This is a genomic window from Streptomyces sp. NPDC005878, assembly GCF_040629815.1.
Classification (GTDB): Bacteria; Actinomycetota; Actinomycetes; order Streptomycetales; family Streptomycetaceae; genus Streptomyces.
The window spans coordinates 385062-406188 of record NZ_JBEXWK010000004.1 but is presented as its reverse complement, the minus strand read 5'-3'; the positions used below and the strand labels follow the sequence as shown (position 1 = coordinate 406188).

At 71.7% G+C, this 21127-nt stretch carries 22 protein-coding genes; 12 read left to right on the top strand and 10 right to left on the bottom strand.

Features of this window, described 5'->3' with window-relative positions:
- Positions 1-417 precede the first annotated feature (417 nt).
- Entirely contained in the window at positions 418-1842 is a 1425-nt protein-coding gene (locus ABZ404_RS10435; RefSeq protein ID WP_358832037.1) for a PQQ-binding-like beta-propeller repeat protein, read from the top strand.
- A 54-nt stretch (positions 1843-1896) separates the two neighbouring features.
- Here ABZ404_RS10435 and ABZ404_RS10430 read toward each other — a convergent pair whose 3' ends face one another.
- Positions 1897-2283, bottom strand: a complete 387-nt coding sequence (locus tag ABZ404_RS10430) for a MerR family transcriptional regulator (RefSeq protein ID WP_358837421.1) — start codon at positions 2281-2283, stop codon at positions 1897-1899.
- Between the two features lie 131 nt (positions 2284-2414).
- Between ABZ404_RS10430 and ABZ404_RS10425 the strand changes: the two genes are divergently transcribed.
- The gene (locus ABZ404_RS10425) at positions 2415-3080 is read left to right on the top strand and encodes a class II aldolase/adducin family protein (RefSeq protein ID WP_358837415.1); all 666 of its coding nucleotides are present in this window, start codon (positions 2415-2417) and stop codon (positions 3078-3080) included.
- Positions 3077-3490: a carboxymuconolactone decarboxylase family protein gene (locus ABZ404_RS10420; protein WP_358837416.1), complete on the top strand. Its 414-nt coding sequence runs from the start codon at positions 3077-3079 to the stop codon at positions 3488-3490. The genes ABZ404_RS10425 and ABZ404_RS10420 overlap by 4 nt, the downstream gene beginning before the upstream one ends.
- A gap of 62 nt (positions 3491-3552) precedes the next feature.
- On the opposite strand, the gene ABZ404_RS10415 is transcribed toward ABZ404_RS10420, so the two are convergent.
- From ABZ404_RS10415 to ABZ404_RS10405, 3 genes are all read right to left on the bottom strand, one after another.
- A complete protein-coding gene (locus tag ABZ404_RS10415; RefSeq protein ID WP_358837417.1) occupies positions 3553-4110 on the bottom strand; it encodes an SMI1/KNR4 family protein in 558 nt (185 codons plus the stop codon).
- A gap of 95 nt (positions 4111-4205) precedes the next feature.
- Positions 4206-4754, bottom strand: coding sequence for a DUF1062 domain-containing protein (locus ABZ404_RS10410; protein ID WP_358837418.1), 549 nt, complete (start codon positions 4752-4754; stop codon positions 4206-4208).
- A gap of 236 nt (positions 4755-4990) precedes the next feature.
- On the bottom strand, positions 4991-5869 hold the full coding sequence (locus tag ABZ404_RS10405; protein ID WP_358837419.1) for a sigma-70 family RNA polymerase sigma factor: 879 nt from the start codon (positions 5867-5869) through the stop codon (positions 4991-4993).
- Between the two features lie 83 nt (positions 5870-5952).
- On the opposite strand from ABZ404_RS10405, the gene ABZ404_RS10400 reads away from it, so the two are divergent.
- Both ABZ404_RS10400 and ABZ404_RS10395 read left to right on the top strand, forming a co-directional pair.
- Positions 5953-6402, top strand: a complete 450-nt coding sequence (locus ABZ404_RS10400) for a carboxymuconolactone decarboxylase family protein (protein WP_358837420.1) — start codon at positions 5953-5955, stop codon at positions 6400-6402.
- Between the two features lie 145 nt (positions 6403-6547).
- A complete protein-coding gene (locus ABZ404_RS10395; protein WP_358835035.1) occupies positions 6548-7525 on the top strand; it encodes a TIGR01777 family oxidoreductase in 978 nt (325 codons plus the stop codon).
- A gap of 12 nt (positions 7526-7537) precedes the next feature.
- Here the strand turns inward: ABZ404_RS10395 and ABZ404_RS10390 are convergent, their stop codons facing one another.
- A complete protein-coding gene (locus ABZ404_RS10390) occupies positions 7538-8413 on the bottom strand; it encodes an NAD(P)H-binding protein (RefSeq protein ID WP_358835036.1) in 876 nt (291 codons plus the stop codon).
- 264 nt (positions 8414-8677) lie between these two features.
- Between ABZ404_RS10390 and ABZ404_RS10385 the strand changes: the two genes are divergently transcribed.
- From ABZ404_RS10385 to ABZ404_RS10370, 4 genes are all read left to right on the top strand, one after another.
- Positions 8678-9172, top strand: a complete 495-nt coding sequence (locus ABZ404_RS10385) for a cupin domain-containing protein (protein WP_358835049.1) — start codon at positions 8678-8680, stop codon at positions 9170-9172.
- 154 nt (positions 9173-9326) lie between these two features.
- Positions 9327-9779, top strand: coding sequence for a DUF1801 domain-containing protein (locus ABZ404_RS10380; protein ID WP_358835037.1), 453 nt, complete (start codon positions 9327-9329; stop codon positions 9777-9779).
- A 610-nt stretch (positions 9780-10389) separates the two neighbouring features.
- Positions 10390-10590, top strand: coding sequence for a DUF6229 family protein (locus tag ABZ404_RS10375; RefSeq protein WP_358835038.1), 201 nt, complete (start codon positions 10390-10392; stop codon positions 10588-10590).
- Between the two features lie 312 nt (positions 10591-10902).
- On the top strand, positions 10903-13719 hold the full coding sequence (locus ABZ404_RS10370) for a type 2 lanthipeptide synthetase LanM family protein (protein ID WP_358835039.1): 2817 nt from the start codon (positions 10903-10905) through the stop codon (positions 13717-13719).
- Positions 13720-13747: 28 nt separating this feature from the next.
- Here the strand turns inward: ABZ404_RS10370 and ABZ404_RS10365 are convergent, their stop codons facing one another.
- Positions 13748-14116: a chaplin gene (locus ABZ404_RS10365; protein ID WP_358835040.1), complete on the bottom strand. Its 369-nt coding sequence runs from the start codon at positions 14114-14116 to the stop codon at positions 13748-13750.
- Positions 14117-14425: 309 nt separating this feature from the next.
- Here ABZ404_RS10365 and rox point away from each other — a divergent pair, with 309 nt between their 5' ends.
- Positions 14426-15874 carry a rifampin monooxygenase gene (rox, locus tag ABZ404_RS10360; protein ID WP_358835041.1) on the top strand — a complete coding sequence of 483 codons (1449 nt, stop codon included), beginning with the start codon at positions 14426-14428 and terminating at the stop codon, positions 15872-15874.
- A 100-nt stretch (positions 15875-15974) separates the two neighbouring features.
- Here rox and ABZ404_RS10355 read toward each other — a convergent pair whose 3' ends face one another.
- The 3 genes from ABZ404_RS10355 to ABZ404_RS10345 all read right to left on the bottom strand — a co-directional run bounded on the left by ABZ404_RS10355 (position 15975) and on the right by ABZ404_RS10345 (position 18719).
- Positions 15975-16763, bottom strand: a complete 789-nt coding sequence (locus ABZ404_RS10355) for an HAD family acid phosphatase (RefSeq protein ID WP_358835042.1) — start codon at positions 16761-16763, stop codon at positions 15975-15977.
- Positions 16764-16916: 153 nt separating this feature from the next.
- The gene (leuE, locus tag ABZ404_RS10350) at positions 16917-17576 is read right to left on the bottom strand and encodes a leucine efflux protein LeuE (RefSeq protein ID WP_358835043.1); all 660 of its coding nucleotides are present in this window, start codon (positions 17574-17576) and stop codon (positions 16917-16919) included.
- Between the two features lie 171 nt (positions 17577-17747).
- On the bottom strand, positions 17748-18719 hold the full coding sequence (locus tag ABZ404_RS10345; RefSeq protein ID WP_358835044.1) for a helix-turn-helix domain-containing protein: 972 nt from the start codon (positions 18717-18719) through the stop codon (positions 17748-17750).
- 103 nt (positions 18720-18822) lie between these two features.
- Between ABZ404_RS10345 and ABZ404_RS10340 the strand changes: the two genes are divergently transcribed.
- Complete coding sequence (locus ABZ404_RS10340; RefSeq protein WP_358835045.1) at positions 18823-19680, top strand: dienelactone hydrolase family protein; 858 nt, start codon at positions 18823-18825, stop codon at positions 19678-19680.
- A gap of 15 nt (positions 19681-19695) precedes the next feature.
- On the opposite strand, the gene ABZ404_RS10335 is transcribed toward ABZ404_RS10340, so the two are convergent.
- The gene (locus ABZ404_RS10335) at positions 19696-20151 is read right to left on the bottom strand and encodes a MarR family transcriptional regulator (protein ID WP_358835046.1); all 456 of its coding nucleotides are present in this window, start codon (positions 20149-20151) and stop codon (positions 19696-19698) included.
- 117 nt (positions 20152-20268) lie between these two features.
- Here ABZ404_RS10335 and ABZ404_RS10330 point away from each other — a divergent pair, with 117 nt between their 5' ends.
- Positions 20269-21003 carry an SOS response-associated peptidase gene (locus ABZ404_RS10330; protein WP_358835047.1) on the top strand — a complete coding sequence of 245 codons (735 nt, stop codon included), beginning with the start codon at positions 20269-20271 and terminating at the stop codon, positions 21001-21003.
- The last annotated feature ends 124 nt before the right edge of the window (positions 21004-21127 follow it).

Below are 21127 nucleotides of genomic sequence, written 5' to 3'. Positions count from 1 at the left end.
GATACCACTAGCGAGTTCGGGGGGAATGTCGCTGTGAGCCACCCACCCAGTGAGCCACCACCGCGGGAACCGGTCCCGGGCAACCCGTATGCCACGCCCGGCGGTTACGGGCAACCGGGTCCCGCGCAACCGGGCGCACACGACCAACCCGGGGCATACGGACACCCGGGGGCATACGACCACCCCGGCGCCCACGGCCAGCCGGGTGCCCACGGCCAGCCGGGCGCCCACGACCAGCAGGCGCCCGCCCACCCCGGTGGTCACGGCTCGCCGTCACCCGCCCCCGGCCACCCGCCGCAGCCGCCCTACCCCGGTGGCTACGGCACGCCGGGCCCGTCACCGTATGCCTGGACACCGCCGCCCCTCCCGCCCGGCGGTGGCGGCCGACGGCCCTTCTACCGCAAACCCGTCGTGATCGTGGCCGCCGCTCTCGCGGTGCTCATGGTCGTCGGCGGGGGTGTGTACCTGGCCTCCGGTGACGACGGCAAAGCCGCCGGGCCCGCGGCCAGTGGCCCTCCTTCGCCCTCCGCCTCGGTCCCGGCCGACCTCGGCGACGGCACCGGCAGCGGCAACGGTGGCGCGAGCGGTGGCGACGGGTACAACGACGGCATCAAACCGGGCGAGGCACGTATCTGGGTGCGGGAGAACGAGACCCCGCTGACCTCGGCGGGAGGGCAGCAGTCCGGCCCGTGGCTGCTCGGGGACATCGTGGCCAGAGCCATGTACAAGGAGGTCACCGGCCACGCGGTGGGCGACGGTACGCCGAAGTGGCGCGTGGAGCTGGAAACACCCCTGTGCGGCGCAGCGCACCACCTGACCACGGGCGGCAAGGTGGTCATCGCCACCCTGGAGAACAACACCGCGCGCGCCCACTGCAAGTACCTCCAGCAGATCGACCTCGCCACCGGCAAGGTGGGGTGGAAGACCGAGGTGCCCCAGGAGAACGAGTTCGACACCACCAACGAGTTCCGGATCGCGGTCACCGGCAACACGGTCGCCGTCAGCCACAGTGCCTACGCGACCGGTTTCTCCGCCGTCGACGGCAAGAAGCTCTTCGGTACGTGGAAGACCACCGGGTGCAGCCCGTACAGCATCGGCGGCGGCACCCGGATGCTCGGTGTGGCCCTGTGTCCGGCCCCGGGCGGCGCCACCAAGGAGCAGCAACTGGTCGAGGAGCTCGACCCGGCCACCGGTAAGTCCCGGTGGAACTACCGGTACGCGCCGGGCTGGACGGTCGGACGCGTCTACTCCACCGACCCGCTGGTCGTCGCCGCGCACAACGGCGACGCCAAGACGTGGAACATCACGGCGTTCGCGCCGGACGGAAAGGTGCGCTGGCAGGTCGAGCCGAAGTTCAAGGTCACCGGAGCGTGCGACGGATTCGGGGACGGCAGTGGCGACCTGCACGCCTGCACCTTCGCCGCGTCCGACGCCGGCACCCTGTACCTCGGCACCTCCGGCTCCGGCGGAGCGGTGGTCGGCGAGCCGGAGAGCAACGAGGTCGTCGCCGTGGACCTGGGCACCGGCAAGGAGAAGTGGCGTACGAAGGAGCCGCACGGACGTGCCATGCGCCCGCTGGCGGTCGAGGGCGGCAAAGCCGTCGTGTACGTCCAGGCGGGCCAGGGGCCCGCCGACGCGGCCTCGGTGGCCACGATCGCGGCGACGGGCGGCACGCCCCAGACCCTGCTCCGGACCCCTGCGGCAGCGGCCGCCACCGAGCGCGCCTTCTTCCTGGCCCCTCGGCCGGCCTGGTCCGGCGGCCGGTTCTTCCTGCTCAACGGCCGGGTGAAGAGCCCCACGGCCCAGCAGAAGGACCGCACGCTCCTGTCCTTCGGCAAGTGAAGCGACGGTGGCGGGCCCGGCCGGGGTTCCCCGGCCGGGCCCGCCACGCACCGCTCAGGGCGCCGGCGCCGCCGTCTGCCACTCCGCCATCTGCTCGCGGAACTTGGGGCATCTGACGATGTCCTCCTCGCCGCACTTGAGCGCGTGGGTCAGCAGTTGGTGCGCGTGGTCGAGGTCGACCATGCGCTGCTCGATCTCGGTGATCTTGGCGCGGATCATCGCCTTCCGGCGGGGCTGCTCCCGCTGGAACTCACCGATCTCGACCAGGGTCAGCCCGGCCTGCTGGCACGTGCGCAGCACCGTGATCCGCTCGGCGGCCTCCGGCGGATAGCGCCGCTGCCCGCTCACCCGCTCGGGCGCCGGCAGCAGACCATGGCGCTCCCAGTACCGGATGGCCGAGGCGGGCACTCCGGTGATCTCCGCGAGCCGGCCGATCGTCATGCGCACGTTCCGCTCCTTTTATGCCTTCCGTGCCCGGCAGTTGACTTGAACCTTAGTTCAAGTTGAAGAGTGGTCCGCACGTGGACAGCGGCGGACGAGCCGCCGCTGCCGGCACACCGGGAGACACCGTCATGAGGGATACGTACGTGGTCAAGGCGCGCGCCGACGAGCTGGTGGAAGCCGCGCAGAGCCTCTTCGCGGCCGGGGTGATGGCCCACTCCGGGCACGCCAACCTGAGCGCCAGGCTGGAGGGTGGGCGCATGCTGCTCACTCCCGGATACGTGCGCGGGATACGGCCCGAAGACCTGGCGGCCGTCAGCTTCGACGGGCAGGTCCTGGAGGGGGAACTCCAGTCCGTCAGCGCCGAGATCATCGCCATGCACAGCGTCGTCTACCGGGCCCGGCCCCATGTCGGCGCGATCATCCACACCCACTCGCCGTCCGCGACCGCCTTCGCCGTGGCCCACCGGCCGCTGCCCTGCCGCACCGAGCCGATGCTGCGTTCCGGACAGGCCGAGGACGTCCCCGTGGTGCTCTGGGGGCCGCGCGGTTCGGACGTCTCGGTGCGCGGGATCGCCGACATCCTCGACCGGCGCCCGACCACGGCCGCCGTCCTGCTGGCCAACCACGGTCTCCTCGCGTTCGGCCCGGACTCGGCGGCCACCGCCCGCCTCGTCGTGGCGATCGAGGAGAGCGCCGAGGCCGAGATCGCCGCGGCGGCGATCGGCGGAGCCGTGGACTTCCCGCCGGGCGCCCAGGAAGCCGTACGCGCCGCGATCGCGCGGGTGGCGTCATGACCGACGACAGTCTCGCCTCCCGCGCGGAGGCCGTACGGGACCGCTACCGCTCCACCCTCGGCACCGTCCCCGGGGGCGTGGAGGAACGCCTGGACCTGGCCCAGCGGTTCGGCCGGCTGCCGACCGAGGAGGCCATCGCGGCCCTGCGCCACATCGTGCTGACCGACAACCCGCTGGGCGGACGGGTGCAGCAGCTCGTCCACTTCGGACAGTTGCTGGCCCTCGGCCGGGCGCACCCGGCCCGCATCCACGCCCGGGGCGCGCTCCACGCGGGAGCCGACATCGCCGACCTCATCGGCGTCGCCGAGACCGCCCTCATCACGGCGGGTGTCCCGGCGTACGCACTCGGCACCGAGATCGTCGCGGAACTCGCGCGGGAGCGGGGCGGGGGTGGCGACGCCGAACAGTAGGGCGCCGGGCGCGGTGGGAGAACCAGGGGCCCTGTGAGGCCGGTTCCACCGTGCCGCCCCGGTTACCGCTCCTGCACGTGCTGTCCGTCGACCACCGAGAACTCCTTCAACCGCGCGGCCACATCGGTCAGATAGCCGACGAAGTCGTTCGCGAGGGGGCCGCTCGGTCCCACTTCGTGATCCATGTCGATGACCTGGCCGACCTTCCCGGCGGGCCCGGGCGACAGGTCCAGGACCGAGCCGTTGCCCGCGCCGTCGGCGTCGAGGCAGACCCAACCGGTGTTCCACCAGCCGCGCTTGAGCGCGTCCCCACCCGAGTGGAAGTCCTTGTGGTCGTCGAAGGTGCCGTCGGCCAGGAGACTCCGCCAGACGCCTGTCTCGCCGAGGATGCCGTCACAGGACAGCAGTCGGCCCTTGGGCCAGCCGCCGTCGGGGGTCCCGTCGTGCCGGCGCAGCGACGCCTTCACCTGGGCGGGAAGCTCGACGCCCAGCGTCGACTCGACCGAGGCGATCTGCTCCTGCGTCGCGGGGGGTTGGAGCACCTGCGCGGCGCCCTGGGCGTCGTACCACCGCTCGATGTCGTCCCAGACCGCCGCGACCGCGGTGTCGTCCTCGCTCACCGTGTGCTCCCTTCCTCGTAGCGTTCTATGGTGCCCAGCGTAGGGGGGCCTGTCCGGCGAAGCCGCCGGACAGGCCCCCATCACCCCTTCCGGGCTCAGCGCTTGAGCGTGAACGTGAAGTCGCCGGTGAGCTTGCCGCTCAGCCGGACCGCCGACACGAGGTTCCCCTCCGCCAGCAGCCTTTCGACCTCCGCCCGCGAAAGGCCGCAGCCATCCGCGATGAGCCGTACCGGCCGGACGGGAATCCGTGCCGCGAAGCGGACCGAGACGTCGATCACCTCACGGTCCAGATGGTCCGTCCCCCCGGTGTCGAGGCGCCAGGCGTCGTCCCAGTCGAGGGCGATGCGGTTACGGCGCCGCACGAGCGGGTCCTGGAGCAGCTCGGCCGCCAGACCGGGGTCGTTGTCGTGCAACCGGTCGAGCAGTTCGGGCCGTACGGAACGGACGTTGGTCCGCTCCAGGATCGTGATCTTGGTGGTGTCCCCGCAGGAGGTACAGAGCGCGAGGAGCCAGACGTCGATCAGCTTGTGATGGGCGTTGACGCGGAATTTGCCGTTCGCCCGGAAGCGGTCGGACGCGCACGTGTGACAGCGGCGCAGGACGACAGGCAGGCAGGTGGGCATGACCACCCAGGTGGTGAGCACAGAAGTACACCGGTTTCAGTGAGAAGTCCGCAGCAGGAAGCAGCGCGGCGCACGAGCGCGACGCGCGAAGGTTCAGCAGTCGGGGGGTCTCACTTGGTGTACAACGGCACGTCCTTGCCTGGGCGATATGGCTCGGCAGCACGATAGGGGTGCGCGGTGGCGCTGATCCACCCAATTTCTCGTACGCCCGCGGGGACGCGGGGTTGGATCCCGCCCACGTCTGGCGCCCCCCGCCCTCACACCGACGTGGGGAGGTCCATCAGCGCGAGCCTGGCCGGATCGACCAGGGCGGTGATCTCCGTGATCCGGCCGTCGGTGACGGTGAACGCGAGGACCGTGAGCGGAGTGCCGTCCTCGCGCCAGGAGAGGACGCCGGGCAGGCCGTTGACGAGCACGGCCCGTCCGCGTACCGCCGCGCCCGCGGACAGCTTCGCGCCCGCGGCGACCTCGGTGGCGCCGAGGGTGACGACGACACCGGCGGGGGTGTCGACGGCCAGTCTCACGTTCGGGTCGAGCACCCGCAGCAGACCCTCGAAGTCTCCGTCGCGGGAGGCCGCGAGGAAGGCTTGGACCACCGCGCGCTGCTCCGGTCCCGCCGCCGGCCGCCGGTCGGTCGCCCGCACCTTCCCGCGGGCGCGGCTGGTGAGCATCTTGGTGGCGTCCGTGGACTTGCCCAGGATCCGGCCGATCTCGGCGAACGGCACCGCGAAGAGGTCGTGCAGCACGAACGCCAGCCGTTCGCTCGGCCGGAGCGACTCCAGGACGACGAGGAGGGCGAGCCCCACCGAGTCGGCGAGCACCGCGTCGTCCTCGGGGACGGGCCCGTCGTCGACCGTCACCACGAACTCGGGCAACCCGTCGCCGTACGACGCCTCGGGCCGCGCCCGGCGCGCCCGCAGCACGTCGAGGCTGATCCGGCTGACCACCGTGGTCAGCCAGCCGTCGAGGTTGTGGAGGCCCGCCGCGTCCTGACGGGACAGCCGCAGCCACGCCTCCTGCACGACGTCCTCGGCGTCGGCGTGCGATCCGAGCATGCGGTGGGCGACCGCGCGCAACCGCGCGCGCCGCGCCTCGAAAGCGTCGGCCACCGGGTCCGTCGGGGTGCTGTCGGACATGTTGTTACCTTCCTCGCAAGTGCTCCGTCATGGGTGTTGACGAGCCCGGAAGGGCGCACGTAACCGATGAGGGAGCAAGGCTGATGGAAGCACGTATGAAGGGTGCGGCGAACCCCGATCTGATCACCGCGATCCAGCACCTCCACAAGGCGATTCACGTTGGGGGCGTCGACCGGCGCCTGCTGGAGCTGATCCACCTGCGCGTCAGCCAGATCAACGGCTGCAGCCCGTGCGTATGGGCCGGTGTGGAGGGGGCGAGGAAGGCCGGGGAGACGGATGAGCGGCTGCACACCGTGGTCGCCTGGCGCGAGACACCCTTCTTCACGGATGAGGAGCGCGCGGCCCTCGCGCTGGCCGAGGCGGCCACCCGTATCCAGGACGGCGCGGCGGGCGTGACCGACGAGATCTGGGACGCGGTCGCCGGTCATTTCACGGAGGAGCAGGTGGCCGCGATCATCCTGGAGATCGCGACGACCAACTTCTTCAACCGGATCAACCGTACGACTCGGGAGCAGGCGGGCAAGACCTGGTGAGGGGGCGGGACGTCCTCCGCCGGGCGGCCGCGCGGGCGGGCTGGCGTCCCGCCCGCCCGGCCGAGGCCGCGCCCCACCCCCACCCCCCTGTTTGAACGCGTTCAACTTCTCCTCTAGGCTCGCGGCAACGGAGGGAGGGAAGTCGATGAAGGTAGTCGTTCCCGGCGGAACCGGTCAGATCGGTGCTGTGCTGGACCGTGCGCTGACCGCCGCCGGTCATGAGGTCGTGATCCTCACCCGGCGGCCCGCGGCGGAGCGCCAAGTCCACTGGGACGGCGAGAACATCGGGCCGTGGGCCCAGGCGATCGACGGCAGCGACCTCGTGATCAACCTGGCGGGACGGAGTGTGAGCTGCCGCTACACCCCGGCCAACCTGCGGGCCATGATGGATTCGCGGGTCCGCTCGACGCAGGTCGTGGGCCGGGCGATCGCCGCCGCCGACCGGCCGCCCCGCCTCTGGCTCCAGATGAGCACCGCCACCGTCTACGCCCACCGCTACGACGCGCCGAACGACGAGGCCACCGGGGTGATCGGCGGAACCGAAACCGGTGTCCCGGCGTACTGGGGCTACAGCGTCGAGATCGCCAAGGCCTGGGAGCGGGCGCAGCAGGAGGCAGACACCCCGCGGACGCGCAAGGTCGCGCTGCGCTCCGCCATGGTGATGAGCCCCGACCGTGGCGGTGTCTTCGACGTGATGTCGTGGATGGCCCGGCTCGGCCTCGGCGGGCCCGTCGCGGGCGGCGCCCAGTACGTGTCGTGGATCCACGAGGACGACTTCGTCCGCGCCGTCCGGTTCCTGGCCGACCGCGAGGACATCTCAGGACCGGTCAATCTGGCCGCCCCCGACCCGCTGCCGCACCGCGCCTTCATGCGTGCCCTGCGCACCGCATGGGGAGCCCCCTTGGGCCTGCCCGCGACGAAGGGGATGGCGGAACTCGGCGCGTACGTCCTGCGCACGGACACCGAGCTGCTGCTGAAGAGCCGCCGTGTCGTCCCCGGCCGCCTCCTCGACGCGGGCTTCGCCTTCGACCACGGCGCGTGGCCGGAGGCCGCCCGTGACCTGGTCGGCCGCCGACGAGGGGGCACCGGCAGGAAGACGGCCCGGGTACGCGCGGGCGCGTGACCCCGGGGCCCGTCACTTCTCCAGCAGCGGTCGCAGATGGGCGTGAGCCCAGCCGCCGAGGGAGGTGGGGGTGGTGGTGAGCAGGTCGCGGGGCTGCTCGGGCTTCAGGTCGCGCGTTCCGGCCGTCATCCCGACCATGCCCTCGATCGCCGAGGGCGGCAGTCCCGCCGCGCGGAGCGTGTCCCGCGTGGTGTCGTCGCTGACGGGGTCGACCCGTACCGGACGCCCGAGCGCGTCGGTCAGGATCCGCGCGACCTGGCGGAAGGTGAGGTCCTCCGGCCCGTGGACCGCCTGCACCACCCGGCCCCGCCAGGCGTCGTTCAGCAGCCGGGCCGCCACCACGTCGCCGATGTCGCGCGGATCGGCCCAGGGCATCGGATGGTCGGGATCGAACGCGGTGGTCAGGACCCCTTCGGCGATCCCGTCCAGGTCGAACAGCAAGTTGGTGAAGAAGTACGCGCAGCGCAGGTGCAGGACGTCGGCTCCGGTGGTGTCGAGCCGTTCCTCGATCCCGGCCAGCGCGTCGATGTGCCCGACTCCCCGCCGCTTCTCCGCCCCGATGCTGCTCAGCAGCACCACCCGCCGCACCTCACCCGTCCGAGCGGCCTCGATCAGGGGCGCCGCGGTACGCAGCGAGGTGTCGACCGGGTCGGCCGCGGTGTGCGGGGTGGGGTCCACCCAGAAGACGGTCCGCGCCCCCGCCACCGCCCGGCGGACGAACTCGGCGTCCGTCAGATCGCCTTGGCGTACGTCGACGCGCGCGCGGGTCTCGTCGTCCAGGCGGGCCGGGTCGCGGACCAGGACGCGGGGGCGGACGCCGGCTTGCAGCAGCAGCCGGACGACACGCGAACCCACGTGTCCGGTCGGTGTGGTCACCGCGATGGTCATCGGGTGTCCCTTCCGTGGACTTCACTGGCAGTGTGCACTCCAGGGTCCCGCGTACCCGGCCGCCCCGCCCCGCAAGCCGACGATCGTCCCCCGCCCCACCTCCACTCACCGAACAACCGTGGCCGGCGGGTGTGGTTCGGATGTAATTGACCTCGGATTCCGGTGGGAAATTGCACTGTCTGTCAGGTCTATCTGCTGCGTAAAGTAGTGATCACGGCGACACCGAGTCCGCTGCGAACCGAACGGGGAACCACCATGACCAGCATGAACGCCGCCTCCGCCGCGCACCTCACCCGCGCCGCCGACGCCGAGACCTGCGCCGACCCGAGCAGCGTGATGACCCTGCTCGCCGACACCGACGCGCCGAACGGCGGCTTCACCTCCTACCGTTCCACCTTCGCCAAGGGAGCCGTGGGCGCACCCGCGCACTTCCACACGAAGGCGACGGAGCTCTTCTTCGTCATCAGCGGCTCCCTCCAGGTGCTGGTCGGGGAGGAAGTCACCATCCTGAACGCCGGAGACTTCCTCGCCGTGCCCCCGCACACCCCGCACGCCTTCGCCGCGGCCCCCGGCTGCGAGGCCGACGTCCTGTTCACCTTCACCCCCGGCATGGACCGCTTCGACTACCTGCGGTTGCTCGGCAGCGTGATGCGCGGCGAGACCGACCCCAAGAAGATCGCGGAGTCCTCCGAGCGTTACGACAACCACTACGTCGACAGCCCCGCCTGGCGCGCCGCGCTCGCCGTCGCCGCGTCGTGAACGACGCGGCCCGGTAAGGGCGGTGCCGGGCGAAGTCACCGCCCGAGTGCCGCCCGCTGCCCTCTCCCGCCCGCTGTCCGGCCCGTTGTCAGTGCCCCTGGTTATGGTCTTCTTCAAAGTCGGCCATCGAGGTCATCAAGGGGGAAGACGGATCATGAGCAGCACTGACAGCCGTGTGTACGAAGGGTTCTCGGCCGAGGAACGGGCCGCGATGAAGGACCACGCCCAGGAGCTGAAGTCGGCGTCGAGACGCGGCTCGCGCGCGGACAAGGCGGCCCAGGCGGTGCGGGACGTCCTCGCGAAGATCGGCGAGATGCGGGACGCGGACCGGATCATGGCCGAGCGCGTCCACGCGGTCGTCACCGCCAACGCCCCGGCGCTCGCGCCGAAGCTCTGGTACGGAATGCCGGCGTACGCACTGGACGGCAAGGTCGTCTGCTTCTTCCAGAGCGCGGAGAAGTTCAAGACCCGTTACGCCACCCTGGGCTTCAGCGACCAGGCCCAGCTCGACGAGGGCACGATGTGGGCCTCCGCCTTCGCCCTGACCGAGGTGACACCCGAGGTGGAGGCACGCATCGCCGCGCTCGTGAAGCAGGCGGCGAGCTGAGGCGCGGGCGCTCGGGGAAAGGACAAAGGGGGCGGACGGACGTTCCGTTCGGCGCGGCGGGCGGCGTCATCGTGCGCGCGTCGGCCATCGACCCGGCTTTGTTGGCCGAGGGGTTGCTGTTGAGCCGGGGACGGCGGCTGTCACGCTCGTTTCAGCCCCAGTGGCTCCGGCGGCGCGGCTTTCTCCTGGCCCCGGCCGCCGGGTGCGGTGAACGCGGAGGTCCCCCGTCTCGGCGTGCGCCGCGGGTGCCTGTCCGCCATCGGGCGGCGGGCAGGCACCCATGACCCACGGCCCCGTCCCACGCGCCGGCGCACCACCCTGGCCTGCGCGACGGGGCCGGGTACCCCCTGAAGGCGGTGCCCGCCGCGAACGTCAAGGCGCAATGCGGCCATCCCACTCGATCAAGTCGCAGGCCGAATAAAGCCCCCCGGGCGCCCGGAAGCGGACGGCCTCCACGCTCCGTACCGCCGTCAACGGGCGTCCCAGGGGCCGTCCTTGCCCGCATCGGGCTCCCAGGACTGTGGCCGGATTAGCCATCTGACACATGTTCGGATCCGGCAATACTCGGCACTGGGCAGTCCGCCCACTTTCCTACGTCCGGAGGCCGCAGATGCCCCAGACCAGTGTTCCCGCAACCGCCGTGCTCAACGCCTGGCTGTCGGGCGCCGAGAGCGCGTACGGCCAGTCCAACCCCGCCGGTCCGCTCTACGTCGGCGGCGCCACCGCCGAGGCCGCGCTGACCGACCCGAGCGACTCCCTGTACGGGTTCTGCTCCAGCCCGAGTGGCTCGCGCGGAAGCTGGTGTTGCTGATCACCGAAGAGCGTTCCCGCACAGATCCTTCGCGGGACACGCCTCTTGAGCGTCCTGGCGACCGCGCCCGTCGGGCGCGCCGCCGCTGAGTGACGCTCGCGGACAGGAGCGCGAGGACATACGGAACGACGGGTGGGGGACCGCTCACCATGCCGCGGCGCACTGGCGGACCGGGGCTGGTCACGCGGTTTCCCACCCCACGTGGCGCATCGCGCGGAGCACCACGTGGCGCATCGCGCGCAGCACCTGATGGAGCACCCAGGGGAGCGCCTCGACGGCGCCGACGTGTGACGTACGGGGAAGGGGCGGGCCTTGGACCGATCGGCGCCGGAGAAGAGAGACGAGGCGGAGTGGTTCGTCCGTCCCGTACGCACCATCGCCCGGCCGTGGCGCAGGGAACTGGCCCGGCGGCTGGCCGCCGTGGACGACCTGTCCCGTGCGGAACGCGAGGTGGTGCTGGAGGCGGGCCACACCGCCCTGCTCGGCTCCCTGCACGCCAAGCTGTCCCGGCTCTTCCTGATCGAACTGCACGCCCTGCGCATGACGGAAGGCGGCGGGCGGGCCGGAGATGACACCGCGACCTGGGCCGCCTTCATCGAACAGGCCGAGGACGAGGGCTATCTCGACCGGCTGGCCGACCGCTACCCCACACTCGGGCGGCGGATCGCGTCGGTCGCGCGGCAGTCGGTGGCGGCCACCGCCGGCTTCGCCGCACGGCTGGCCTCGGACCGTGAACTCCTGGGAACGCTGCTGGGCACACCCGCCGGGGAGATACGGGCGGTCGTCTTCGGGGAGGGTGACACCCACCGGGGCGGCCTGACGGTCAGCCGGGTCGACTTCGACGGCGGCAGCGTCATGTACAAGCCCCGCCCCTCACAGGCGGATGTGGCGCTGGGCGGGCTCCTGGAGGACGTCTTCGCGGACTTCCCCGACGCACCGCAACCGGACGCACGCATCCGTGTCCCCAGGACGTTGGTGCGCGACGGCTACGGCTGGTCCGCGTTCGTACGCCACCGCTACTGCGCGGACGACACCGAACTCGCCGCGTTCTACCGCAACGTCGGCCACTGGCTCGCCGTCCTGCGCTTCACCGGCGGCACCGACATGCACGCCGAGAACATGATCGCGGCGGGCCCGGTGCCGGTGATCGTGGACGCGGAGACGCTCTTCGACGCCCCCGCGCCCTTCCCGGCAAGTGGCCGGGGCGACGCGGTGGACGTGGCCGCGGCGGCCATCCGCCGTACGGTGCTGCGCACCGGTCTCCTGCCCGTACGCGGCACCGGCTTCGCGCTGGGCGGAGTCGACATCTCCGGGATCGGGGCGCTGCCCGGCCAGCAGCCGCTGATCCCCAACCCCGTGATCGCGGACGGCGGCACCGCCGCGGCCCGCTTCGAGGTGGACCTGGTGGCCATGCCCACCGCGGGCAACCACCCCAGCCCCACCCCGGTGCTGAGCGCGTACTGGGACCGGATCCTGGTCGGCTTCCGTGAGATGACCGCGCATTTGCGCCGCCCCGGCACCGACCCGTACCGGATGCTGCGCCGCTTCGAGGGCGCCCAGGTGCGGCGCATCCTGCGGCCGACCCAGGCGTACGTCGACATCGGCCGGATGCTGTGGCACCCCGCGTCCCTGCACGACGAGGCGGCGGCCGTCGAGCGCGCCCGCGACATCCTGCGGCGCAACGCGGAGGTGCTGCCCGGCGCCCCCACCGACCGTGCGGCCATCGACGGCGAGATAGCGGACCTGCTGGCCGGGGACGTCCCGATGTCCACCTTCGTGGTGGACGCGGCCGTCGTCCGGGCCACGGTCGAGGACTGGCGCACCGCCGACCTGCCCCTGGAGGAGGCGGTGATCCAGGACGCGCTCGTGGGGGCGTACCTCAACGAGCGCTCACTGCCCCAGCGGGTCCGGGCAGCCGCCCACGAACCGCACGCCCGGGACCGGGAGCGCCGGCGCCGCGACCTGGCCACCCGGATGGTCCGGCGGCTGTGCGACGGCGCGGTGCGCGGCGAGGACGGCACGGTCACCTGGATCAGCCCGGTCTTCACCCCGGCCGGATGGTCCATCAGGGTGCTGCCCGCCGATCTGTACACCGGGCAGGGGGGTGTGGCGCTGACACTCGCGGAGTACGTGACCGAGGCTCGGGCCGGACGGGCGGACGAAGTACCGGGCGTGGCCGAGGCGTTCGAGGGTTCGCTGCGGGTGCTCATCAGCACCGAGGACCTCACGCCGACCCCCTCGGCCGGCGCGTTCAGCGGGGCGGCCTCGCAGGTGTGGACGTGGCTGGCGCTGCACCGGGTGCTCGGGGAGCAATGGTTGCTGGAGCGGGCGGAACAGCGGGCGACGCTGCTCGCGCGGGGGCCGCTGGTCGAGGACGACGTGGAGGTGGATCTCCTCAACGGGGCCGCCGGGGGCGTGGTCCCGCTGCTCAACCTGGCGGAGGCGACCGGGCGGGACCGCTGGCTCGACGCCGCCGCGCACATCGGCCGCCGGCTGTCCGGGCTGGCCGAAGTCGACGGCGCCGGGGCACGCTGGACGACCCGGCTCAACCCCGAGGGCATCGGCGGCTTCGCGCACGGCGCCACCGGCATCGGCTGGGCGCTGAAGCGGCTGGCACTGAGCAGGGCGGGCTCCGCGGCCGACCGCCGCGACTGGGCGCACCTGGCCGAACGGGCCTTCGCCTTCCAGGAGTCCCTCTACCGGCCCGAGCAGGGCAACTGGCTGGATGTGCGCGTCGGCGCCGAGGAGGACTTCTTCACCAGTTGGTGCCACGGCAGCGCGGGGATCGGTATCGGCATGCTCGACCTCCACCGGCGTACCGGAGACCCCGCCCACCTGGACATGGCCCGGCGCGCCGCACATGCCTGCGCCGCCGAGGGCTTCGGCTGGAGCCACACGCTGTGCCACGGCGACCTGGGGCTCTGGGAGTTCCTGACGTCGGTGGGCGTCGGTGACGCCGAGGCCCTCGACGGCGAGATCCTCAGTGGTCTCGAACAGCGCGGGCCGGTGGGGGGTTTGGCCCGCGAAGCCTTCTCGCCGAGCCTGATGTCGGGGCTGTCCGGGGTGCTCCACACTCTGCTGCGGATGCACCCCGAGGCCGTCCTGCCCAATCCCCTCCTCCTGGACTGAGGGGGGTCGCGGTGGCAGGTCGGGCGGTTCAGCCGATGCCGACGCTGTTGCCGCAGATGTTGATGGGCGCGTCGATGACAACCTGGATCAGGTTGCCGGAGAGGACGCCGGGGGAGTTGGCGACGTACCCCTCGGCGTAGGCGCTTCCGTGGTTGGTGCATTCCGTCCCGCGGGAGTCGCCGCGGTCACGGTCGTGGTCGCGGTCGCGGTCACCGCGGCCGTGGCCACCGCGGCCGTGATCGCCCCGGCCGTGGTCGTCGTGGTCACGGTGGTCGTAAGAGCCGTGGCCGCCGTATCCGTTGTCCGGGCCGTGATCCGCCATGGCGGGTGCGGCGGAGCCGAGGGTCAGGGCAGTGCCGACAAGAGCGGCGAGCAGATACTTCTTGGTGTTGGTCATATGGACATGAAAACCGGTGGGATCCGATCCCGCGCGCCGGGATCGGAGGGTTCACTCGCTTGCCCGAAGCGGCCGGTATCCGACGCGGCAAGGAGGGGATGACACCTGGAACGAGGACGCCGGGAACGACGCGGCTTCGGAGACTTCGCTGCCCTGGAAACGACGAAGCCCCGGAAACGACGAAGGCGAGAAGCTCACTCGCTCCTCGCCACTCTCAAGGTATAGCGCACAGGGGGGCTTGCGGCAAGGCCCCGGTCATCCCGCAGAATCGCAGACCGATGCCAGGACCTGCGGAAACGGGAAACTTTGATGATCGACGTGGCCATTGTCGGCGGCGGACCGACCGGTTTGATGCTCGCCTGTGAACTGCGGCTGCACGGGGTGGGTGTCGTCGTGCTGGAGAAGCTGACCGAACCCACCGACCAGTCGCGTGGACAGGGCCTGCACGCGCGCAGCGTCGAGGTGATGGATCAGCGCGGCCTGCTGGACCGGTTCCTCGCGGTGAGCGAGAAGTTCCAGGCGGGCGGCCTGTTCGGCGGTGTCGTGAAGGGGTGGCCGGAGGGGCTGGACACGGCCCATCCGTACGGCGTCGCCACCCCGCAGCCGGTCACCGAGCGGATCCTCACCGAGCGCGCCCTGGAACTCGGTGCCGAGATCCGGCGCGGCTGCCGGGTGGTCGGGCTGAGCCAGGACGAGGACGGGGTGAGTGTCGAGCTGGCGGACGGCACCGGGGTGCGCTCGCGCTACCTCGTGGGGTGCGACGGCGGTCGCAGCACCGTGCGCGGACTGCTCGGCGTCGCCTTCCCCGGCGAACCGGCCAAGGTCGAGACCCTGCTCGGCCAGATGGAGGTGGCCGAGGACCCGGCCACGGTCGCCGCCGCCGTGGCGGAGGTCAACAAGACGCAGTTCCGGTTCAGCGTCACCCCTCCCGACGACGCGGGGCTGTGCCGGGTCGTCGTGCCCGCCGACGGCGTCGCCGAGGACCGCACGGCCGAGCCGACCCTCGACGACTTCAAGCGGCAGTTGCGCGCGTACGCGGGCACCGACTTCGGTGTGCACTCACCGCGTTGGCTCTCCCGGTTCGGTGACGCCAGCCGGCAGGCCGAGCGCTACCGGGTCGGCCGCGCGTTCCTTGCCGGGGACGCGGCCCACATCCACCCGCCGACCGGCGGCCAGGGGATGAACCTGGGGGTGCAGGACGCGTTCAACCTCGGCTGGAAGCTGGCCGCCGCCGTCAACGGCTGGGCTCCCGAAGGGCTCCTCGACAGCTACCACACGGAACGGCACCCGGTCGGCGCCGCCGTACTGGACAACACCCGCGCGCAGATCACGCTCATCGGCAGCGACGCCGGCGCGACGGCCCTGCGCACCCTCTTCGCGAAGCTGATGGACTTCGAGGAGGTGAACCGGTACGTGACCGGGATGATCACCGCGGTCGACGTCGCCTACGACTTCGGCGGGGGCCACGCACTCCTCGGCCGGCGGCTGCGGGACGTACGGCTGACGCGGGGGCGGCTGTACGAGCTGATGCGCGGCGGGCGCGGTCTGCTGCTCGACCGGACCGGGCTGCTGTCGGTGGAGGGCTGGGCGGACCGGGTCGACCATGTCGTCGACCCCGGCGCGGAACTGGACGTGCCCGCGGTGCTGCTGCGGCCGGACGGCCATGTGGCGTGGGTCGGCGACGATCAGGGGGACCTGCTCGCCCACGTGCCCACGTGGTTCGGCGCGGCGACAGGGGACGGGGAGCCGGCCCGGTGAACGGGCGGCTGCCGTACGGCGGTTGAAAGGCCACCGGCCGGGTTGCGCGGTGTGACGGCGCGCCCCGGCCGGTCCGCCTACGGCGGGAAGTGCAGGGTGCCTACGGCAGGAAGTACATGGGGTTGGGGATCTTGTACGTCTGGTCGGCGTGGCCGCCCGCGAGGTCGGTGTACTGGTCGCCGAGGTTGGCGACGATGCGGTAGCCGAGGCTCTCGATGTGCCGGCGGGTGCCCGCCTTGTAGTCGACCGTGGAGCAGGTCCAGGTGGGCTTGCCGCAGCTCAGGTAGGCCGGGGGGTTGACCTTGTCCTTGAGGAAGAAGTGCGCGCTGTCGACCGGGACGCCGTAACCCGCCGAGGTGAGGTTGGTGGCGCTCGCGTCGCGCTGCGAGACGTCGCGGCCGGTGAGGAAGAAGACGGTGACGCCCTTCTTGGCCGCGTAGTTCACCAGGTCGGGCATGCCGAAGACGGCTATGGACCGCGCGCTCTGGACGTACGCGTTGAAGGCTGTGGCGTTGTACGCGAAGCCGTTCTTCTTCTCGTAGTCGTACGTCAGCAGGGTCGTGTCATCGACGTCGAGGACGATCGCGGGCTTGCGGCCGTCGCGCCCGGGGTGCTCGGCGGCGTGGGTGATCTGACGCTTGGCGCGGGCCTCGATCGAGGCGACCTGCTTGGCGTAGTTGCTGGTGGGGGAGGCCTGGTAGGCGCCGGTCGAGTCGGGAGCCCCGCCGTAGTAGGCGTTGATCTTGTCCTCGACCTTGGTGATGTTGGGGATCTCCTTGTCGCTCTTCGGCGTGCCGTTCCCGGCGGTGGCCGCGCCCGCGCCGTAGAAGGCGGCGCCGGTGACGGCGAGGGCGGCGACGGTTGCTGCGGTTTTGGTGACAGTGCGCATGGGCAAGGTCTACGCGCATCACACACCGTCCCGCCAGGGTGTTTGATCAATTCTTTACCGCCGGGTAACGAAAGGGTGGGTCCGTGGCGACGGACCCACCCTTTCGTACGAGTACGGGGTACTGAGAACCGGAGTGCGGAGAACCGGTGAAACTCACACCCCGCTGAACGACAGCTTCGCGGCGAAGCCCAGGAAGAGGACGCCGGCGGCCGACGTGGCGCCCGCCGACAGCCGCCTGCGGCGACGGAACGCGGCGGCCAGCCGGGTGCCGCTGAATATCAGCGTGGACAGGTAAAGGAAGCTCGCCAGCTGGAGCAGCGTGCCCAGCACCAGGAACGACAGCGCCGGATAGGCGTACCCCGGGTCCACGAACTGCACGAAGAAGGAGACCAGGAACAGGATCGCCTTGGGGTTGAACAGGCTGAGCATCAGCGCGCGCCGGTAGGGCCGCTCGACGGCGGCCTCCTGCTGGAGCTCGTCGGCGCCGGCAGGCCCGGCCACGGTGTGGCGGTCGCGCCACATCCCTAGCGCCTGGCGCAGCATGCCGAGCGCCATCCAGGACAGATACCCGGCACCGGCGTACTTGACGACGGCGAACAGCAGGGGCGTCGTCTGGAGCAGCGACGCGGCCCCGAGCGCGGAGAGCGTCATCAGCACGGTGTCCCCGGTCCATACCCCGGCGGCGGCGACATACCCGGTGCGCACACCACGCCGGGCCGCGACGGAGAGCACGTACAGGGAGTTGGGCCCCGGCGCCAGGATGATCAGCACCAGGCCCACGAGGTATGTCGGAAGATCGGTTACACCCAGCATGCGGGGGAGTGTCGCACATGGGTGCGAGGTGGGGGGTGGGTGTTTCACGATGTGGCGGGGGACCGAGATCTGGGGTGCAGCGCTCCACGCCTCGCCTTGGGCCCTTCACGTCTCGCCCACCCAGGCGGCCACGTGTCGCGCCGACCGCACACGTAGGCCACCTCTCGGATGTCAGCCTCCACCCCTCCGGAACGCCGCCCGGTAATCCCTGGGGCGGCGGCCGGTGTGTCTGGCGAAGAGGGATGCGAACGTCGCGGGGTCCTGGTAGCCGACCGCGGAGGAGATGCCGGCGACCGTGCGGTCCGTCGTCTCCAGGAGGTGGCGGGCGCGTCGGACGCGCGAGGACTGGAGGTACTCCAGTGGGCTCTGGCCCGTCTCGTCGGCGAAGCGCCGCAGCAGGGTGCGGGTGCTCACGTTGAAGGCGTCCGACAGCGCGGTGAGGTCGTACCGGGCGGCGAGCGTCTGGTCGAGCCGCCGCATGACCCGGTGGGAGAACTCGTTGCCGGGGCACGGGAGCAGTCGCGCGTCGACGTAGGGAGTCTGTGACGTACGGGCGTCGTCGACCAGTGCGACCCGCGCGGTCGTCCGTGCCACGTCGGCGCCGCTGTGCCGGCGGATCAGCTCCAGGGCGAAGTCGTACATCGCGCTGAAAGCGGCCGTGGTCGTCACGCCCTCGTCGGTGACGACCAGCCGCTCGGGGCGGACTTCGGCGCCCGGGCAGCGCCGGGACAGTTCGTCCGCGAAGAGCCAGGACGTCGTCGCCCGGCGCCGGTCGAGAAGTCCCGCCTCGGCGAGCAGGAACGCGCCGACGCAGATCGACACCACGACGCGGCCCGCGGCGCTGTGGGAGCGGATCGCCGCGATCTCCGGGGCGAGGGGGGCGAGTACGGCGTCCATGTCGAGGCCCGGCACGAGCTCGAAACCCGGCACCACGAGGACGTCGACCTCGCGCAGCGGAGCGACGGTGAGGACCACGCCGCCCGACGCGGTGACGCGACGGCGGGGCGAGACGACCGACACCTCGTAACCCGCCCGGTCGGGACCGGCGACGTGCGCGGCCATCGTCAGCAGATCGGGTACGCCGAACACCTCCGAAGCGAAGCACCCCGGATAGGCCAGGACCCCCACACGCAACGCGCTCACACTCACCGCCGCCTCCTCCCCGCCGGGCCCATGGCGAGATTACCCTCGACCATGGCGATCCGGCCCCTCCTGGTATGCGGGCGCGCGCGTCCAGGCTGTCCGCATGAGTGCTGCCAACCAGAGCCGTGACGACGCGATCACGGATTTCTCCCGCATGCTCGTGGAGATCGACGGAGCGGTGAAGACGGTGTACGTGGCCGGTGCCGGGCCGGCCGTCGTGCTGATGCCGGAGATGCCCGGCATCAGCCCCGACGTCCTGCGCCTGGCACGGTGGATACGGGACGCGGGTTTCACCGTGTACGTTCCCTCGCTGTTCGGGGTGGACGGTGCCTACCCCACGGCCGACGGCGGAAGCGAGGTCGTACGGCGTGCGTGCGTCAGCGCCGAGTTCCGCGCGTTCGCCGGGGGTGGCACCAGTCCCGTCACCGCGTGGCTGCGTGGGCTCGCGCGCCGGGCGCACGCCGAGTGCGGTGGTCCGGGGGTCGGTGCGATCGGGCTCTGCTTCACCGGCAACTTCGCGCTCACCATGGCGCTGGAGCCGGCCGTCGTCGCACCCGTACTCAACCACCCCTCGCTGCCACTGGACGATCCCGCCGGGCTGGAGATGAGCGAGGAGGACGCGGCAGCGGTCCGCGACCGCGTCGTACGCGACGGACTGAAGGTCCTCGCCTACCGCTTCGACAACGACCGCTGGTGCACCGGCCGGCGTTTCGCCGCCTACCGCACACTCCTCGGGGACGCCTTCGACGGCCGCGTCCTCGACGGCAGTCACGCCCGCACGGATCCGCCGCCGTTCTTCGCCGATGTGGTGGCGTCCCCGCACAGTGTCGTCACCGCCCACCTCGTGGACGAGGCCGGCCACCCCACGGTGCGGGCCCGGGACGAGATCCTGTCCTTCCTGGTGGACCGGCTGCTGAGCCCGAGCCCGCTCGGGGAGCGGGCCCCGGCCCAGGCGCCCTGACCGCTCCGGCCGCCGCTAGGGCAGATCGCCGTTGCCGCCCAGGTTGGCGACCACGCGGCGCAGGACGTCGATGGTGGCCGCGTAGGCGGCGTCGTCGACGCCCGTCCGCATCCGTGTGTGCACCTTGGCGTTGCGGTCGTGGGCGCGCAGGCGTCCCGCCTCGCCCGCGTCCGTCAGTACGAGCGTGCCGTCGGTCTCCGCGGTCCAGCCGCGCGACGCGAGATCGGTGAAGACGGCGTCGAAGTCGGTGTCCTGGTCGTCGAAGGGGGTGAGCTTCGCGGTGAGGGAGGCTCGGGTCCAGTGGCCGGGGGCACCGGCTATGTGGTTGAGGGCCCACCAGTACGGCTGGGTCAGGTCCTCCACGGCGAGGGCGGTGCGCAACCCGCCGATGACCAGGCTCGCGGCCTCCCTGGCCCAGTAGCCGATGGGCTGGGCGGCAAGTGTCTCCTGGGGGTATTCCTTGATCGTCATGCCGCGACCGTAAGACCTCAAGCTCACATGAGGTCAACCGTCCTGCCGGGTCCACCGGTGGCCGCCGAGGCCGCGACCCCGGGTTTCCGGTGGTGTCACCGGTGGCACAGTGGTTCCATGTGCGGCCGTTACGTCTCCACCCGTAGCCCCGAGGACCTGGTCCAGCTCTTCCGCGTCACCGACTGGCGTACGGAGGAGCGGCTGGCGCCGAGCTGGAACGTCGCGCCGACCGACGAGGTGTGGGCCGTCCTGGAGCGGACCGGGCGCGGCCACGAGGGCGCCGCACCGGCGGGGAGGCAGTTGCGGCCGCTGCGCTGGGGCCTGGTGCCGCCCTGGGCGAAGGACATGAAGGCCGGCGCCCGCATGATCAACGCCCGGGTGGAGACCGTGCACGAGAAGCCCGCCTTCCGCCGCGAATTCCTCAAACACCGCTGCCTCCTGCCCGCCGACGGCTTCTACGAGTGGCAGCAGGAGAAGGACCCGGCGACGGGCAAGCCCCGCAAGCAGCCGTACTTCATCCACCCCGAGGACGGCCAGGTGATGGCGCTGGCCGGGCTGTACGCGTACTGGCGCGACCGGTCCGTCAAGCACGACGACGACCCCGGCGCATGGTTGGTGACCTGCACCATCATCACCACCGAGGCCAGCGACGCGGCGGGCCGCGTACACCCGCGCATGCCCCTGGCGCTCACGGAGGACCACTACGACGCCTGGCTCGACCCCCACCACCACGACCCGGACCACCTACGCGCCCTGCTGAGCCGCCCGGCAGACGGCCACCTCGACGCCCGCCCGGTCTCCCCGGCGGTGAACAGCGTGCGCAACAATGGGCCGGAGTTGCTGGAGGGGTGAGGGGCGCGGGGTGTTGGCGGAGGCGGCCCCGTCGAGCAAGGGCGGTCACGCAAGGGAACGAGGTGGAGATCCTCGGCTCCGGCGGCGGTGTCACCGCCCGCGTCCTGGACCTCGACCACCGCCA